This is a genomic window from Halomonas sp. THAF5a (genome assembly GCF_009363755.1).
GTDB lineage: Bacteria > Pseudomonadota > Gammaproteobacteria > Pseudomonadales > Halomonadaceae > Halomonas.
The window spans coordinates 3,187,630-3,203,364 of the sequence record NZ_CP045417.1; the positions used below are offsets into that span (position 1 = coordinate 3,187,630).

Genomic DNA, 15,735 nt, shown 5'->3' on the forward strand with positions numbered 1-15,735 from the left:
GAGAGAGACATGATCGACCTGCACGGCTACGGCCCGCGCCTTCTCGAGGGCGCCATGATCACCATCCAGCTGGGGGTGCTGTCGCTGATTCTGGCGGTGGTGCTCGGCCTGCTGACCGCCAGCGCCAAGATGTCGCGCAGCTGGCTGGCCCACCGCCTCGGCACCCTCTACACCACCATCATCCGCGGCGTGCCGGACCTGGTGCTGATGATGCTGCTGTTCTTCGGCGGCCAGATCGGCATCAACCAGATCACCGATGCCCTCTATAACCACTTCGGGATCGACATCTTCATCAACGTCAACGAGTTCGTGGCGGGGGTGATCACCATCGGCCTGATCTTCGGCGCCTACATGGGCGAGACCTTCCGCGGCGCCTTCCTGGCGGTGGACAGCGGCCAGATCGAGGCGGGGCGCGCCTACGGCATGACCCCATGGCTGGTGTTCCGGCGCATCCGCTTCCCGCAGATGATGCGCCACGCGATCCCGGGGCTCTCCAACAACTGGATGGTGCTGCTCAAGACCACGGCGCTGGTCTCGGTGATCGGGCTCTCGGACATGGTCCGCGTGGCCGCCGAGGCCTCCAAGGCGACCCGCGAGCCGTTCACCTTCATGATCATCGTCGCCGCCATCTACCTGCTGATCGCCAGCGTCTCGGAGTGGGGCTTCGCGCGGCTGCAGAAACGCTATAACGTCGGCTACCGGGAGGCAGACTGATGGACGCCCTGATGACCTGGCTGGAGGCCCGGCTGGCCGACAACAGCATCTTCACCCTGCAGACCCTCGGCTACTACGGCGAGGGCCTGGTCACCACCGTGCAGCTGGTGTTCCTGTCGCTGATCATCGGCCTGGTGCTGGCGGTGCCGCTGGCCATCGGCCGCGGTTCGAGCCACCGCTGGGTGAGCCTGCCGATCTTCCTCTACTGCTACGTCTTCCGCGGCACGCCGCTGCTGGTGCAGCTCTACCTGATCTACTACGGCGTGGTCTTCGTCGAGGGCATCCAGGAGACCTGGCTGTGGGTGATCCTCGAGGAGCCCTTCGTGCCGGCGCTGATCGCCTTCACGCTGAACACCGCGGCCTACACCACCGAGATCTTCCGCGGCGCCATCAAGTCCACGGATCGCGGCGAGATCGAGGCGGCGCGCGCCTACGGCATGTCCCGGGGGCTGATGCTCAGGCGCATCGTGCTGCCCAGCGCCTTTCGCCGGGCGCTGCCGGCCTACGGCAACGAGGTGATCTTCATGCTCCACGCCAGCGCCATCGCCAGCGTGGTCACCATCATGGACCTCACCGGCGCGGCACGCTTCGTCTACGCGCGCTTCTACGCGCCCTTCGATGCCTTCCTGTTCGTGGCCGCGATCTACCTCTGCCTCACCTTCGCGATCCTCTACCTGTTCCGCTATCTGGAAAGGCGACTGCTGGCGCACCTCAAGCCGGCCGGCGGCTGACCGCCGACGACAAGCAGCGTCAAACAAGCGTTGGAAGCGGGCGCTCGAATCGAGCGCCCGCCTCTTCCGATGGGCTCGATCATCGAATATCGTGACCGGGTCAGCACCCACAAGGTGAACGCACCAACAATAGGGAAAACCCCCATGAAAATGAACCACCTCCTGAGCCTCGGCGTCATCGGCGCCACCCTGATCGCCGGTAGCGCCAGCGCCGAGGTCCGCGACATCCGCATCGGCGTCGACGTGCCCTACGAGCCCATGGAGTATCGCACCCCCGAGGGCGAGCTGACCGGCTTCGACATCGACCTGGGCAACGCCCTGTGCGCCGAGATCGGCATCCAGTGCGAGTGGGTCGTGCAGGGCTGGGACGGCATCATCCCCGGCCTGAAGGCGCGCAAGTACGACGCCATCATGTCCTCCATGACCATCAACGAGCAGCGTCGCGAGCAGGTGCTGTTCTCCGATCCCTACATCACCCCGCCCTCGGCCTGGTTCGCCCCCGGCGACGTCGCGATCGACACCCCGTCCGACGAGACCCTCGAGGGCCTGACCCTCGGCGTGCAGCGCGGCACCCTGCAGGACAACTACGTCACCGACATGTACGGCGACGTGGCAGAGGTGAACCGCTACGCCACCGCCGACGACATGGTGCTGGACATGGATTCCGGCCGCCTCGACGCCGCCTTCCTCGACTTCCCGATCGGCAAGTCCACCCTGCTCGACAGCGAGGCCGGCGACTACAAGGTGATCGGCGAGAAGGTCACCGAGCCCAAGGAGTACTTCGGCGAAGGCTTCGGCATCGCCTTCCGCCAGCGCGACGGCGAGCTGGCCGAAGCCTTCAACGCGGCCCTGTCCACGCTGAAGGAGAACGGCACCTACGACGAGATCCACGCCAAGTACTTCGGCGCGGACTGAGCCGGACGGCGACCGCCGCCCGACGCGAACGTCACCGCAAGACCGGGGCCTCAGGGCCCCGGTCTTGCGTTGGCGGAAGGGTCAACAGAGGACCGATGTCGGTCGCCGCCCCGTGGCCGGGCATCAGCGGCGCATCGCCATCGCCCGACGCAGGAAGGCCAGGAGCCAGCGCGCCATCAGGGTGTCGTCTACCGGGGCCGAGAGGGACGCCTCCCCCTGGCGCACCCGATGGTGACCGACCTGGTCGGCGCGTAGCGCCATCAGGTCCCGGGAATAGTCCTTGGTGAACTCGGGGTGTCCCTGCACGCCGAGAAAGTGCTCGCCGAGCTGCATCAGGTAGCGCGGACAGAAGGCGCTGCCGCCGAGCACCCGCGCCCCGGGCGGCAGTCGCGTCACCTGGTCCTGGTGGCTGACCAGCAGGGCGAGGCCGGGCTGCCAGGGCACCATCCAGTCGGCACGCGCGGTCACCCGGTTGCAGGAGCGGCCCACGCCCCAGCCCCGCTCGCTCTTCGCCACCTCGCCGCCCAGGGCCTTCGCCATCAGCTGGTGGCCGAAGCAGATGCCGACCAGCGGCTTTCCCGCGGCCCACAGGTCGCGAACGAAGGCCTCCAGCGCGACGATCCAGGGCAGCTCGTCGTTGACGCCGAACTTCGACCCCGTGGTCATCCAGGCGTCCACCGCCTCGGGATCGTCGGGGATCTCGCCGTCGAGGCAGCGCCAGACGCGAAACTCGAGGGTCGGGTCGACGCGATGGAAGAGCGCCTCGAACATCGCGGGATAGTCGCCGTGGGCCTCGCGCAGCTTGGGGGCCACGTCATCGCACTGCAGCAGTCCGATCACCATCGCCTGTCCTCCTCTCCCCCGTGGCCATCCGGCGACGCGGCGGCCCCGCGCCTGTTGCCGAATCGCGACCCGGAACTCCCGCCGCGCGCCCCCGGTCCACGCGTCCCCATCGTCACGTCGTGAGGTACCCATGATTCAGCAGGCACGTCTCGTCTCCCGGACCACCGCGCCGCGTCCCTCGTCCACCTGGACCGGCTGGGGCCAGTGGCTGGCCCTGGTCACCATGACGGTGGACCACCTGGTTCGCTACGCGGTGCCCGAGCAGTGGGGGCTGGGCTGGGCCGATGCCTCCATCGGCCGCATCGCCTTCCCGCTCTTCGCCGCCATGGTGGCCTGGCACGGCCTCTTCAACACCCGCAACCCGCTGCGCTATGCGCGCCGCATCCTGGTGATCGGCCTGGTGGCCCAGCTCCCCTACATGCTGATGCCCCGAGACGCGGAGGGCCTGATCTTCAACATCTGCTTCACCCTCGCCCTCGGACTGACCGGCGGCGTCTGGCTGACCGCCCTGAGGGAGCGCCTCGGGCGCGGCGCGCTCGGCGCCCCACGGCTGGCCGCCGAGGCCGGGCTCGCCATCGCCGCCTGGGCCGTGGCCGGCCTCTGGGTCGAGTATAGCCACCTGGGCCTGCTGATGATCCCGCTCTACATGGTCGCCATGCGCGCCCTGCACGAGGGCGGCGAGGCCCTCGTCGAGCGCCTCGCCGCCACCGCGCTGGCGCTGCCGGTGCTGGTCGCGGCCGGGCTGATGAACAGCTCCGACATGGCCAAGTCCTTCACCGTCGCCACCTGCCTGTCGGTCCTCTTGCTGGCGGCCGGCGCCCATCGCCCGGTCCCGCGCGTGCCGGTCAGCATGCCGCGTCGCCTGTGGCTCGGCTGGTACCCCGGGCACTTCGCGGCCATCGCCCTGGGGCTAGGGCTCGCCGGCGGGCCGGTCTGAACGCCGCGCCGCCATCAGGAACACCTTGAAGGCCTGCCAGAGCGGGCTGCGATAGCGCTGCGGATGCCAGACCAGGGAGAAGGTGCGGCGCAGCCGCAGCGGCGTCTCCAGGGCGATCAGCTCGCCGCGCTCGAGCTCGCCGGCCACGCTCAGCCGCGACAGGCAGCCAAGCCCCAGCCCCGCCCGCACGGCCTGCTTGATCGCCTCGTGCTGACCGAGCTCCATGCGCACCCTGGGCGGCGCGCCCCGGGCGCGCATCGCCTGCTCGAAGACGCCGCGGGTGCCCGACCCGGTCTCGCGCAGGATCCAGTCGGCCTCGGCCAGCGCCGCCTCGTCGAGCCGGCCGCGCCGGGCCAGCGCATGGCTCGGCGCGGCCACCACCACCATGCGGTCCTCGCACCAGGGCTCGCTGGCCAGCGACGGCTCGCGACACTCCCCCTCGATCAGCCCCAGATCCGCCTCCAGGCGCAGCACATCGGTGATCACCTCGAAGGTGTTGCGCAGCCTGAGCCGCAGGTCCGCCGCCGGGTGCGCCTCGCTGAAGCGCCCGGCCAGGGCCGGCAGCAGGTAGGTGCCCACGGTGGCGCTGGCGGAGACGCTGAGCACGCCCTGCAGGCGCCCCTCGGGCTCGGTGGCCTCGGCCACGAAGCCGGCGACGCCGTCCAGCAGCTCCTCGGCCCGCGGCAGCAGCCGGCGACCCAGGTCGTTGAGGTGCAGGCGGCGCCCCAGGCGCTCGAAGAGCGCGATCCCCAGGTGGCGCTCGAGGTCAGAGAGCGCCTGGCTGGTCGCCGACTGGGAGAGGCTCAGCTCGACGGCGGCCGCACTGACCGTGCCGAGCCGCGCCACCGTGGCGAAGACCTGCAGCTGTCGAAAACTCACCGTGGGAGTCATATCGGTTTTTCCGAAAAGCCAGTTCGTTATTAACCGATAACCATACGGCCTGAACCGCGCCTAGCATAGTCCGACCATCCCCTCGACAGGAGATCATCATGAGGCAAGGCCTGGCAGTCTGTACCGCCCTGACCGTCGCCGGCTTCGGACTGGCACAACTCCCCCCGCTGGCCAACGCCGGCATCAGCCCCCTGGTGGTGGCATTGCTGCTGGGCATCCTGGTCGGCAACACCCCGCTGGCCGGGCGTCTTCACCACACCGCCCCGGGGCTCAAGTTCGCCACCCGCTGGCTGCTGCGTGGCGGCATCGTGCTGTTCGGCCTCTCGCTGACCCTGCAGCAGGTCGCTGCCCTGGGCCCCAAGGTGCTGCTGCTCGACGTGCTGGTGATCGCCAGCGTGCTGGTCGCCGGCTACCTGATCGGCACCCGGGTGCTGGGCATGGACCGCGAGACCACCCTGCTGACCAGCGCCGGCAGCGCCATCTGCGGCGCCGCCGCGGTGCTGGCCACCGAATCGACCATCCGCTCGCGCCCCGCGGCCACCTCCATGGCGGTGGCCACGGTGGTGCTGTTCGGCTCGCTGGCGATGCTGCTCTACCCGCTGCTCTACCCGCTGCTGGGCATGGAGGAGGGCCTCTACGGCGTCTATATCGGCGCGACCGTCCACGAGGTCGCCCAGGTGGTGGCCGCGGGCGAGGCGGTGGGCCCCGAGGCCCTGGCCAACGCGGTGATCGTCAAGCTGGTGCGGGTGATGCTGCTGGTGCCCTTCCTGCTGATCGTCGGCCAGTGGTGGATGCGCCGTGGCGAGGGCGGCGAGGCGCAGGCGGCCGGCGGCGGCCTGGTGATCCCCTGGTTCGCCTTCGGCTTCATGGCCATGGTGGTCTTCAACAGCCTGGTCCGCCTGCCCGCGCCCCTGCACGAGGGCCTGGTGCTGGCCGGCCAGCTGGCGCTGACCATGGCCATGGCGGCGCTGGGCTACGAGACCCGGCTGGAGAAGCTCAAGGCGCTGGGCATCAAGCCCTTCATCCTGGCCCTCACGCTGTTCGTGCTGCTGATCGGCGGCGGCTTCCTGGCGAGCCGCCTGCTGATGGGCTGAGCGAGCCGATAGTGCTGTTCGCCGAGCGACGCTCGAGACGGCCGCCCCCCGGGGCGGCCGTCTTCGTCTGCGTCATGTCAGTACGCGCCGCACCAGCAGGGGCCCGAGGATCTCGAAGACCACCGTCGAGCCCACCACCGCGGAGAGCAGCAGGGTGCCGTGGGCGGGGAACTGCTCGGCGGCGAGCAGCGCCATGCCCATCGCCACCCCGGCCTGGGGCGTCAGGGCCAGGCCGATGTTGGGCGGCAGTTCCGCCTGGCGCTCCCGCGCCAGGCGCACTCCCAGCCGGCCGCCCAGGTAGCGTCCCAGCAGGCGCAGCAGGATATAGGCCAGGGTCAGGCCGACGGCGTCGTCCAGGTGGTAGAGATCGACGCTGGCCCCGGAGAGCACGAAGAAGAAGACCAGGAAAGGCCACTCGATATGCTCGATCTCGTTGAAGGAGCGGGTGTGGTGGGGGGAGAGGTTGGCGATCAGCGCCCCGGTGATCATCGCCGCCAGCAGCGACGAGACCACGAGCCAGGACGAGAGCCCGGCCAGCAGCAGGATCAGCGCCAGCGCCTCGACCTGGGTCGGCTCGCCGGGCCGCAGCCGCCCGGTCAGCCAGGCGGCGGGCAGGCCCACCGCGGCACCGAGCAGGAGCGCGCCGCCCAGCTCCCAGCCGGCCTCCAGCAGGGCCCGCTCGCCGCTGCCCGAGAGCCCCCACCCCAGCCCCGCCATGGCCAGGCCGAAGACCACGATGCCCCAGCCGTCGTCGATGGCCACGATGCCCAGCAGCAGCCGGGCGCGCAGCCGGCTGTCGCCGCTGTCGTGCACCGTCTCCTGGACGGCGGCCGGGTCGGTGGCCACCGAGATCGCCGCCAGCGAGACCGCCACCACCAGCGGGAAGCCCAGCGCCAGCAGGCCGACGCCCACGGCGAGGGCCCCCACCCCGATCACCGAGAGCGAGAGGATCAGCAGCAGCGGCCCGATGCTCTGCAGGCGCTCGCGGGTCAGCTCGCCGCCGAGCAAGAAGGCTACCATCACCAGCGCCACCTGGATCAGCGGCTCAGCGAGCCCGTCCAGGGGGCGAGGCTCCGGCGCCCCGAGGACCCCCTGCTGGACGACGGCCACGCCCACGCCGACCAGCACCAGCAGTGAGATGCGCGGCAGCCGGGTACGCCGCGCCACGGCGTCGGCGAAGATGCTCGAGGAAAGGATCACCCCCAGCAGGATCAGCGCCCCCGCGCTGGGCGACACCGGCAGCCAGGCCTGCGCGTGCTCTGCGATCTCCGTCACCGATGGGTTCTCCCTCTGCGGCCCTGTGTCGAACGCCTGTCCCGGCGACCCTCATCGTCGGCCGCCTACGCCTACCATGCCACAGGCCGGAGCATGACGCCTGACGGCAGAAGGCCCCGCACGGGCGGGGCCTTCTCGTGGCCGGCGGCATCGCCCCGACGCGAGACTTGTCGAGGCTGACGCGGGCTACTCGAAGCTGAAGCGGGGTGCCGGCGCGTCGGGCAGCAGGGCCGCGCAGGCGCGGACCTTCTCCAGCAGCGCATCAAAGGTCGGCGCCACCAGGTTGACGTGGGCCAGCTTGCGCCCCGGACGCTCGCCCTTGTCGTAGCGGTGCAGGTGAGCGTCGTCGATCTCCAGCAGCTTCGCCGCCTCGCCTTCGCGGCCGATCACGTTGACCATGCAGGTCGGCGCACGCGCCGCGGTGCTGCCCAGCGGCAGGCCCTGGATGGCACGCAGGTGGTTCTCGAACTGGCTGGTCACCGCGCCGTCCATGGTCCAGTGGCCGGAGTTGTGCACCCGGGGCGCCATCTCGTTGGCGAGCAGCGCGCCGTCGCGGGTCTGGAAGAGCTCCAGGGTCAGCACGCCGACGTAGTCGAGCTCGTCGAGCAGCGCCCGGATATAGCCGTCGGCGGTCTGCTGGACGGCGGCGTCCAGGTCCGGCATCGGCGCGACGGAGTAGCGCAGGATGCCGTCCACGTGGACGTTCTCCGCCATCGGATAGAAGACCACCTCGCCGTCGCGGCCGCGCACGGCGATGATCGACACCTCGCGCACGAAGTCGACGAAGGCCTCGACGATCAGCCGCGGATGATTGATCGCGCGCCAGGCCTCGGCCGCATCGGCCGGATCCTTGATCACCGCCTGGCCCTTGCCGTCATAGCCCTCGGTGACCGACTTGGCGACCACCGGCGTGCCCAGCTCGCGCACCGCGGCCTCCAGCGCCTCGGCGCTGTCCACCAGACGATAGGCCGGCGTGGGGATCGCCAGCCGGTCGAACAGCGCCTTCTCCTCGGCGCGGTGCTGGCAGATGCGGATCGCCTCGCTGGAGGGGTAGACCGGCTTCTGCTCCTCGATGGCCTGGACCAGCGGCACGGGCAGGTGCTCGAACTCGTAGGTGACGAGGTCGACCGTCTCGAGGAAGCTCGCCAGGTGCTTCTGGTCGGTGTCGACGATCACCTCGCCGATGCCGGCGCTGGGGTGGCCGGTGGTGTCGAGGAAGGTGAAGCGGTTGGCCAGCGGGTAGCCCGCCAGGGCGAGCATGCGGCCCAGCTGGCCGGCTCCCAGTACGCCGATGTTCATGGGCTCTCTCCTGTCACTCGGCCGCGGGACGCGGGTCGGGGTTGTCCAGCACCGTCTCGGTCTGCTCGGCGCGGAAGGCCTCCACGGCGCGGCGCACCTCGTCGTCCTGCAGGCCGATCACCTGGGCGGCCAGCAGCCCGGCGTTGGTCGCGCCGGCCTTGCCGATGGCCAGGGTGCCCACGGCCACGCCGCCGGGCATCTGCACGATGGAGAGCAGCGAATCCAGACCCTTGAGGGCCTTGGACTCCACCGGCACGCCGAACACCGGCAGCGCGGTCTGGGAAGCCACCATGCCGGGCAGGTGGGCCGCACCGCCGGCGCCGGCGATGATCACCGAGAGGCCGCGCCCGGCGGCCTGCTTGGCGTAGTCGAAGAGCAGGTCCGGCGTGCGGTGGGCGGAGACCACGCGGGTCTCGTGGGGCACGCCCAGGCGCTCGAGCATCGCCACGGCATGCTCCATGACGGGCCAGTCCGACTTCGACCCCATGATCACGCCGACCTTCGGCGACTGCTTCGATGACGACATCTGCGACTCCTGGCAAGAAAGAACGACGAAAGCGCCACGGGGCGGGCACCACGCGGCACGGTCAAGAATGGAAGGCAAGCATTCTAGCAGAGGCCGGCGCCCGCTTCCTTACCCGCGAACGACCGTCGCCTTCTCGCGACAACACTTTCACCCTGAGTGTCAGTTTGGCTGCTAGGGTCAATGAGTGAAGGGCAAAGGAACACGCCCCGCGGATACCCCCAACGATGGAGAGAGCCATGAAACAGCCACTGATCCTGACTGCCGCCATGACCGCCGCCCTGCTGCTCGCCGGCTGCGATGACGGCAGCGACACCGTCGCCGAAGAGGCCGCCGAGACCGAGACCCAGGTCGAGCAGGAGATGGAGCAGGCCGCCAACGAGACGGGCGAGGCCCTGGGCGACGTCAGCGCGGAGGTCGAGCAGGCCACCGAGGAGACGGTAGACGACATGGACGCCGCCGCCGACGAGGCCGCGAGCGAGACCGACGACGCCATGGAAGCCACCGCGGAGGCCACCGACGAGGCGATGAACGAGGCCGGTGACGCCATGGAGGCCACCGGCGAGGCCGCCGAGGAGACCGCCGATGCGGCGATGGACGAGGCCGGTGATGCCATGAACGCCGCCGCCGAGACCACCGAGGAGGCCGCCGACGCGGCGATGGACGAGGCCGATGATGCCATGAACGCCACCGGCGAAGCCGCCGAGGACACCGCGGACGCGGCGATGGACGAGGCCGAGGATGCCGCCCAGGCCACCGAGGCCGCGACCGAGGAGGCCGTGGACGAGGCCGAGGAAGCCGTCGACGGCGACACCACCTACTGAGTTCGGCACTCACTCCCCGAAGACCCCGCCCGAGGCGACTCGGGCGGGGTCTTTCGTGTCAGGCCGTGCGCGTCAGGTCGACACGTTCGAGCGCCGGCTGGAGAGCCAGTTGCCGCCCAGGATCAGCACCATCGCCACCGCCCCGGCGGCCTCCACGGCGAGGCTCGGGTAGAAGACCGCGACGATCGCCGGCAGCAGCAGCGCCCGCGCGAGCCAGCCCATGCGCGTGAAGAGGTACCCCTCCAGGGCCGCCGCGAAGGCGCCCAGGGCCAGCAGGCCGGTGAAGGCGGTCCAGACGAGCAGCGGTACGGGGCCGCCCATGATGATCTCCGGGTTGTAGACCATGAACAGCGGGATCAGGTAGAGCCCCTTGGCGAACTTCCAGGCCTGGAAGCCGGTGTCCATGGGCTTCGCCCCGGCGATCGCCGCCCCGGCGAAGCCCGCCAGCGCGATGGGCGGAGTGACGTTGGAGTCCTGGGAGTACCAGAACACCACCAGGTGGGCGATCAGCAGCGGTACGCCGAACTCGGCGGTCAGCGCCGGGCCCACCAGCACGATCAGCACGATGTAGCTGGCGGTCACCGGCAGGCCCATGCCGAGCACCAGGCTCGCCAGCAGCACCATGACGAGCGCCAGCAGCAGGTTGCCGCCGGAGAAGGCCATCATCATCGAGGAGAACTTGAGGCCGAGGCCGGTCAGCCCCACCACGCCGACGATGATACCGGCCACGGCACAGGCCATGGAGACCGCCACGGCATTGCGCGCGCCCAGTTCCAGGCCGCCGACCAGCTTGAGCAGCCCGCGCATCACCGCCTCCCTGAGGGTGGCGGCGGTCACCCTGTCGCCCTCCCGGGGGGCGATGAACAGGAACCACACCGCGAAGCGCAGTGCCGCCACCGCCAGCATGGTGAGGATGGCGTAGTAGCCCACCCGCATCGGCGACATGTTCATCACCAGCAGCCACACCAGCACCGCCAGCGGCAGCAGGAAGTGCCAGCCGGCGCCCATCACGTCGCGCATCTGGGGCAGCTCGCTTCGGGCCATGCCCTGCATGCCCTGCTTCAGCGCGATGATGTGCACGAAGAGGTAGACGGTGCCGAAGTACATGATCGCCGGCAGGATGCTCACCTTGACCACGTCCAGGTAGGGCATGCGCGTGTACTCGGCGATCAGGAAGGCGCCGGCGCCCATCAGCGGCGGCATGATCTGGCCGCCGGTGGAGGCCGCCGCCTCGATGCCGCCGGCCTGGTGAGGCTTGTAGCCCAGGCGCTTCATCAGCGGGATGGTGAAGGCGCCGGTGGTCACCACGTTGGCGATGGCGCTGCCGGAGATCGAGCCCATGCCGGCGGAGGCGATCACCGCCGCCTTGGCCGGCCCGCCGCGCTGGCGACCGGTGGCGGCGTAGGCCAGGTCGATGAAGAACTTGCCGGCGCCGGTGATCTCGAGGAAGGCGCCGAACAGCACGAAGATGAAGATATAGGTGGCCGCCACGCCCATCGGCAGGCCGAAGATGCCCTCCTGCCCCAGGTAGAGCTGGCCGACCAGGCGGTCCAGGTTGTAGCCACGGTGCTCGAGGATGCCCGGCAGGAACTGGCCCAGCCAGGGCAGCTCGCCGCGAGGACCGGCGAAGGCGTAGAGGATGGCGATCACGCCGATGATCGTCATGCCGAGGCCCACCGCCCGGCGTGCCGCCTCCAGCACGGTGACCGTGGCGATGCAGCCGACGACGATGTCGCTCTGGGCCCAGAAGCCGGCGCGATTGATGATGTCGTCGAGGTAGAGCACCAGGTAGCCGCCGGTGATCAGCGCCCCGCCGATGAAGACCGCATCGACCAGGCCGCTGAGCGGCCCGCGGTCGTGCCTCGCGCCCAGCAGGGGGAACATCAGGAAGGCCAGCACCATGATCAGCATCAGGTGGATGCTGCGCTGGTAGAAGAGCCCCAGCGGCTCGATGCCGGCGGAGTAGAGCTGGAACAGCGACAGCCCCACTGCCACCAGGGTGATCAGCCACAGCACCGCGCGCGAATGGTTCGCCTGGCTGCCGGGGATGACGGGGGAGGTACCCGAATCGCTCATCGTGGTTCTCTCGAAGGGTTGTCGTTCAGTCAGGGGACGCGGCAGCCGGGGTCAGGCGGATCGTCACCCGCTCGTTGGCCGCCAGGCGGCTGAGGCTCGTGCGCTCGCCGTCGACCACCAGGCGGTGGTCGACGCGCATCGCCCCCACCCGCAGCCGATAGGCGTTGCCCGGCACCGGCTCGTCGATCGCCTCGATCCAGTAGCCGCCCTCCCCGTCGGAGACCTGGCGGCCGCGCCCGGGAATGTGGTCGAGCCCCGCCGCGAAGTCGGGCAGGTGGCTGCGCACGAGCACCATGCGCCCGTCGCGGTGGCGGTAGCAGTCGAGCACCGCGAAGCCCTCGACCGAGTGGTTCCACTCCAGGCACCACCCCTCGCCCTCGGGCATGGGCAGGCTCACCAGGCGAGCGCCGTCGGCGTCATGCACCTCTAGCCTAGCCTCGGCCGGCGCTCCGGCGGCCGCCGGAGCGCCGGCCGACACGCACACACAAAGCAGCAGGGCGGGCAGCCAGGCCCGCCCTGCGTTCAGGCGTGATGCGCGCATCACGTCTCAGGGACGCTGGTGGTCGCCGATCTCGGCGCCCACTTCCTCGTAGTAGCGCAGCGCTCCCGGGTGGAAGCCGATCGGCGTGGACGCGACGCTGAACTCGACGGTGGTGTCGTTGGCCGCCGGGTGGATGGCGATCAGCTCGTCGGTGTACTCGAAGAGCACCTTGGTGATCTGGTAGGCCAGCTCCTCGTCCATCTCGCTGCTCACGGCCAGCACGTTGGGAATGCCGATGCTCTGCACCGCCTCGTCCATGCCCTCGTAGAGGCCGGCCTTGAGGGTGTAGGCGGCGAAGACGGGTTCGGCCTCCTTGGCGTTGGCGATCTCCTCGTCGGAGAGCCCCACCAGGCGGATGTCACGGGTGGTGGCCAGGTTCATGATCGAGCTGGTGGGCGGGCCCACGCTCCAGAAGCCGGCGTCGATGTCGCCGTCGCGGATGGCGTCGGCGGTCTCGTTGAAGTTCAGGCGACGCGCGTCGATGTCGTCGTAGGTGATGCCGTTGGCCTCGAGCAGCGCCTGGGCGTTGACCTCGGTGCCGCTGCCCGGCGCGCCCACGGAGACCGTCTTCCCCGCGAGGTCGGAGAGCGAGTCGATGCCGGAATCGGCCAGGGTCACGATCTGCACGGCGTTGGGGTAGATCGAGGCCAGCGCGCGGATGTTCTCGAGCTGGCGCCCCTCGAAGTCGCCGGTGCCGTTGTAGGCCTGGTAGACGGTATCGGCCAGCGCCAGGGCCAGGTCGGAGTCGCCGCGCCACACCAGCCCCATGTTCTCCACCGAGGCGCCGGTGACCTCGGCGACGGCATCGGCGCCCTCGATATGGTTGCCGATCAGCTCGGCGAGACCGCCGCCGTAGGGGTAGTAGGTGCCGCCGGTGCCGCCGGTGGCGATGGAGAGCTGCTGGGCGGCGGCCAGCGGGGCCGTGGCCAGCAGCGTGACGGTGGCGGCGTACTTCAGGAGTCGCATGGCATTCCTCCGATCCTGGAACCAGGTTGTCGTGAACGATTGTTATTGATGGTTCGGCGTCGGGTCGCGACGCCTCAGACAACGCTAGCAGGGGCCAGCGCAAGTCACCATGCCACTATTTCTACGTTCTCTGATATTTTCGGCAATTCCCCTAAAGTCGATGACGGCTTCACGCCTCGACCAGCGTCTTCACCTTGTCGACGATGTGCGCGCCGATGGGCAGCGCCGAGGTGGCCGCCGGGGACGGGGCGTTGCCGACGTTCACGGTGCGCCGCGTGTTGACGAACAGGAAGTCGTCGACGAGCTTGCCGTCGCGGGTCACCGCCTGGGCGCGCACCCCGGCCGGATAGGGCGTGAGGTCCTCGAGGGTCAGGCTCGGGCAGTACTTGCGCACAAGCTCCAGGTAGCCACGCTTGTGCAGCGAGTTCTTCATCTCGACCAGCCCCGGGCGCAGGTGCTTGCCCAGCACCCGGAGGATGCCCGGGTCGCTGAACATCCGCGCCATGTCGACAAGCGAGACGTCGCGCTTGCGATAGCCCTCGCGGGCCAGCGCCAGCACGGCGTTGGGCCCCACGGTCACGCTGCCGTCGATCATGCGCGTCAGGTGCACGCCCAGAAACGGCATGGACGGGTCCGGGATGGGATAGATCAGATGGTTGACGATGGCGTTGTGCTCGGCGGGCAGCCGGTAGTACTCGCCGCGGAACGGGCAGATGCTGAAGCCGGGGTCGCGGCCGAGCAGGCGCACCACGCGATCGGCCATCAGCCCGGAGCAGGAGACCAGGTAGCGCCCGGTGAACGTCCCCGCCCCGGTGGTGACCACCACCTCCTGGCGGCGCTCCTCCAGGGCGGTGACCTCGGCGCCATACCGGATCTCGCCGCCCAGGCGCTCGAACTCGGCGGCCATCGCCCGGGTGACCGCGGCATAGTCGACGATGCCGCTGGAGGGCACGAAGATGCCGGCGATGCCGGTGATGTTGGGCTCGCGCTCGGCGAGCGCCCCGGCCTGAAGCCACTCGCGCCTGAGACCGTTGGCCGCGGTGCGCTCCCAGAGCGCCTCCATGCGCTCGAGCTCCTGGGCGTTGGTGGCCACCAGCAGCTTGCCGCAGGTGTCGTAGGCGACGCCGTGGGCATCGCAGAAGGCCTTGGTGGCGCGGTTGCCCTCCAGGCAGAAGCGCGCCTTGAGGCTGCCCGGCGTGTAGTAGACCCCGGCATGGATGACGCCGCTGTTGTGGCCGGTCTGGTGGCAGGCCGCCTCGCGCTCCTTCTCCACCACCAGCATGCGGCGATCGGGCCAGGCCTGCTGGAGCTGCATGGCGGTGGACATCCCCAGGATGCCGCCGCCGATGATGATGAAATCAAACATGCCGTCCTCGTTCTCCTCATGCGACGGCCACGCCGGGGAACGGCGTGGCCTCGTCAGGGTAACGCCTGGGACGCCGAGATGTCCCTCGGACAGCCGCGTTCGAGCGCCTCGACGGGCCCGGGCGACACGACGATTTTCCCCCTGAAAATTCCCCGATGGGAGACTGGCAAAAACGTTCTTTAGCCGCCATAGTGTGCTTGTCGCAACCGCCAACTGGAGCATCATGAGCACGGCACGACAGTCCCGATCCGCGGAACTCCTGGACCCTCCGCGAAGCAGCCCTGACCTCGATGTCAGGGACCTGGAAAAACGTACGCGCCTCATGCGCATCATCACACGGCTGATCGCCGTGTCCGACCTGGGCAGCCGCGAGATCGCGCGCCGCGCCGGCCTGCCGATGCAGAAGATCAGCGACCTCCTCTCGGGTAAGCTGGAACATCTCTCCATCGACGAGCTGCGCCTGGTCTACCACAGCATCGACACGAGCAGGACACCCACGCCGCCCTGATCGATGACTGCCGCGAGCCGCCCCCGGCTCCGAGAACAGCGAACGCTCCGCCCACCGGCGGGGCGTTTTTTTCGTGTCTCGTGTGGCGATCCCCAGACGCGGGCACCGTCATCACGCCCGGCCGTGCACGCCGAGGCGCGCTCCACGACGGGCCGGGGAGATTCCACCACCGGAATCCGGATAGACTGGGCGGCGGCGCGAGCCCGGGATGCCCCGCGCCCCCTTTTCACCC

General features: G+C 69.7%; 16 protein-coding genes. 7 read left to right on the forward strand and 9 right to left on the reverse strand.

What is annotated here, in order from left to right:
* The first annotated feature begins 9 nt into the window (after nucleotides 1–9).
* The 3 genes from FIU83_RS14425 (at nucleotide 10) to FIU83_RS14435 (ending at nucleotide 2,360) form a co-directional block, all read left to right on the forward strand.
* Complete coding sequence (locus FIU83_RS14425) at nucleotides 10–714, forward strand: ABC transporter permease (protein ID WP_152484686.1); 705 nt, start codon at nucleotides 10–12, stop codon at nucleotides 712–714.
* Nucleotides 714–1,445, forward strand: a complete 732-nt coding sequence (locus FIU83_RS14430; protein ID WP_152484687.1) for an ABC transporter permease — start codon at nucleotides 714–716, stop codon at nucleotides 1,443–1,445. Before FIU83_RS14425 ends, FIU83_RS14430 begins: the two co-directional genes overlap by 1 nt.
* Nucleotides 1,446–1,595: 150 nt before the next feature.
* Nucleotides 1,596–2,360, forward strand: a complete 765-nt coding sequence (locus tag FIU83_RS14435) for a transporter substrate-binding domain-containing protein (RefSeq protein ID WP_152485390.1) — start codon at nucleotides 1,596–1,598, stop codon at nucleotides 2,358–2,360.
* Between the two features lie 123 nt (nucleotides 2,361–2,483).
* Here the strand turns inward: FIU83_RS14435 and FIU83_RS14440 are convergent, their stop codons facing one another.
* Complete coding sequence (locus FIU83_RS14440) at nucleotides 2,484–3,203, reverse strand: gamma-glutamyl-gamma-aminobutyrate hydrolase family protein (protein WP_152484688.1); 720 nt, start codon at nucleotides 3,201–3,203, stop codon at nucleotides 2,484–2,486.
* Between the two features lie 130 nt (nucleotides 3,204–3,333).
* Between FIU83_RS14440 and FIU83_RS14445 the strand changes: the two genes are divergently transcribed.
* Nucleotides 3,334–4,140 carry a TraX family protein gene (locus FIU83_RS14445; protein WP_152484689.1) on the forward strand — a complete coding sequence of 269 codons (807 nt, stop codon included), beginning with the start codon at nucleotides 3,334–3,336 and terminating at the stop codon, nucleotides 4,138–4,140.
* Here FIU83_RS14445 and FIU83_RS14450 read toward each other — a convergent pair.
* A complete protein-coding gene (locus FIU83_RS14450; RefSeq protein WP_253939489.1) occupies nucleotides 4,114–5,019 on the reverse strand; it encodes a LysR substrate-binding domain-containing protein in 906 nt (301 codons plus the stop codon). The genes FIU83_RS14445 and FIU83_RS14450 overlap by 27 nt on opposite strands.
* A gap of 110 nt (nucleotides 5,020–5,129) precedes the next feature.
* Here FIU83_RS14450 and FIU83_RS14455 point away from each other — a divergent pair, with 110 nt between their 5' ends.
* On the forward strand, nucleotides 5,130–6,125 hold the full coding sequence (locus FIU83_RS14455; protein WP_152484691.1) for a YeiH family protein: 996 nt from the start codon (nucleotides 5,130–5,132) through the stop codon (nucleotides 6,123–6,125).
* Between the two features lie 72 nt (nucleotides 6,126–6,197).
* Here FIU83_RS14455 and FIU83_RS14460 read toward each other — a convergent pair whose 3' ends face one another.
* From FIU83_RS14460 to purE, 3 genes are all read right to left on the reverse strand, one after another.
* Nucleotides 6,198–7,400 (reverse strand): cation:proton antiporter, encoded by a 1,203-nt coding sequence (locus FIU83_RS14460; RefSeq protein ID WP_152484692.1) that lies wholly within the window; start codon nucleotides 7,398–7,400, stop codon nucleotides 6,198–6,200.
* Between the two features lie 186 nt (nucleotides 7,401–7,586).
* Nucleotides 7,587–8,699 (reverse strand): 5-(carboxyamino)imidazole ribonucleotide synthase, encoded by a 1,113-nt coding sequence (locus FIU83_RS14465; protein WP_152484693.1) that lies wholly within the window; start codon nucleotides 8,697–8,699, stop codon nucleotides 7,587–7,589.
* Nucleotides 8,700–8,712: 13 nt separating this feature from the next.
* On the reverse strand, nucleotides 8,713–9,225 hold the full coding sequence (gene purE / locus FIU83_RS14470; protein WP_152484694.1) for a 5-(carboxyamino)imidazole ribonucleotide mutase: 513 nt from the start codon (nucleotides 9,223–9,225) through the stop codon (nucleotides 8,713–8,715).
* A gap of 236 nt (nucleotides 9,226–9,461) precedes the next feature.
* On the opposite strand from purE, the gene FIU83_RS14475 reads away from it, so the two are divergent.
* A complete protein-coding gene (locus tag FIU83_RS14475) occupies nucleotides 9,462–10,046 on the forward strand; it encodes a hypothetical protein (protein ID WP_152484695.1) in 585 nt (194 codons plus the stop codon).
* Between the two features lie 72 nt (nucleotides 10,047–10,118).
* Here FIU83_RS14475 and FIU83_RS14480 read toward each other — a convergent pair whose 3' ends face one another.
* The 4 genes from FIU83_RS14480 to lhgO form a co-directional block, all read right to left on the reverse strand.
* Nucleotides 10,119–12,122, reverse strand: coding sequence for a TRAP transporter permease (locus FIU83_RS14480; protein WP_152484696.1), 2,004 nt, complete (start codon nucleotides 12,120–12,122; stop codon nucleotides 10,119–10,121).
* Between the two features lie 25 nt (nucleotides 12,123–12,147).
* Nucleotides 12,148–12,663: a DUF1850 domain-containing protein gene (locus FIU83_RS14485; protein WP_152484697.1), complete on the reverse strand. Its 516-nt coding sequence runs from the start codon at nucleotides 12,661–12,663 to the stop codon at nucleotides 12,148–12,150.
* A gap of 6 nt (nucleotides 12,664–12,669) precedes the next feature.
* Nucleotides 12,670–13,629, reverse strand: coding sequence for a TAXI family TRAP transporter solute-binding subunit (locus FIU83_RS14490; protein ID WP_152484698.1), 960 nt, complete (start codon nucleotides 13,627–13,629; stop codon nucleotides 12,670–12,672).
* Between the two features lie 169 nt (nucleotides 13,630–13,798).
* Nucleotides 13,799–14,995: an L-2-hydroxyglutarate oxidase gene (gene lhgO, locus FIU83_RS14495; protein WP_152484699.1), complete on the reverse strand. Its 1,197-nt coding sequence runs from the start codon at nucleotides 14,993–14,995 to the stop codon at nucleotides 13,799–13,801.
* Between the two features lie 223 nt (nucleotides 14,996–15,218).
* Between lhgO and FIU83_RS14500 the strand changes: the two genes are divergently transcribed.
* Nucleotides 15,219–15,503, forward strand: a complete 285-nt coding sequence (locus FIU83_RS14500; RefSeq protein WP_152484700.1) for an XRE family transcriptional regulator — start codon at nucleotides 15,219–15,221, stop codon at nucleotides 15,501–15,503.
* Nucleotides 15,504–15,735: the final 232 nt, after the last annotated feature.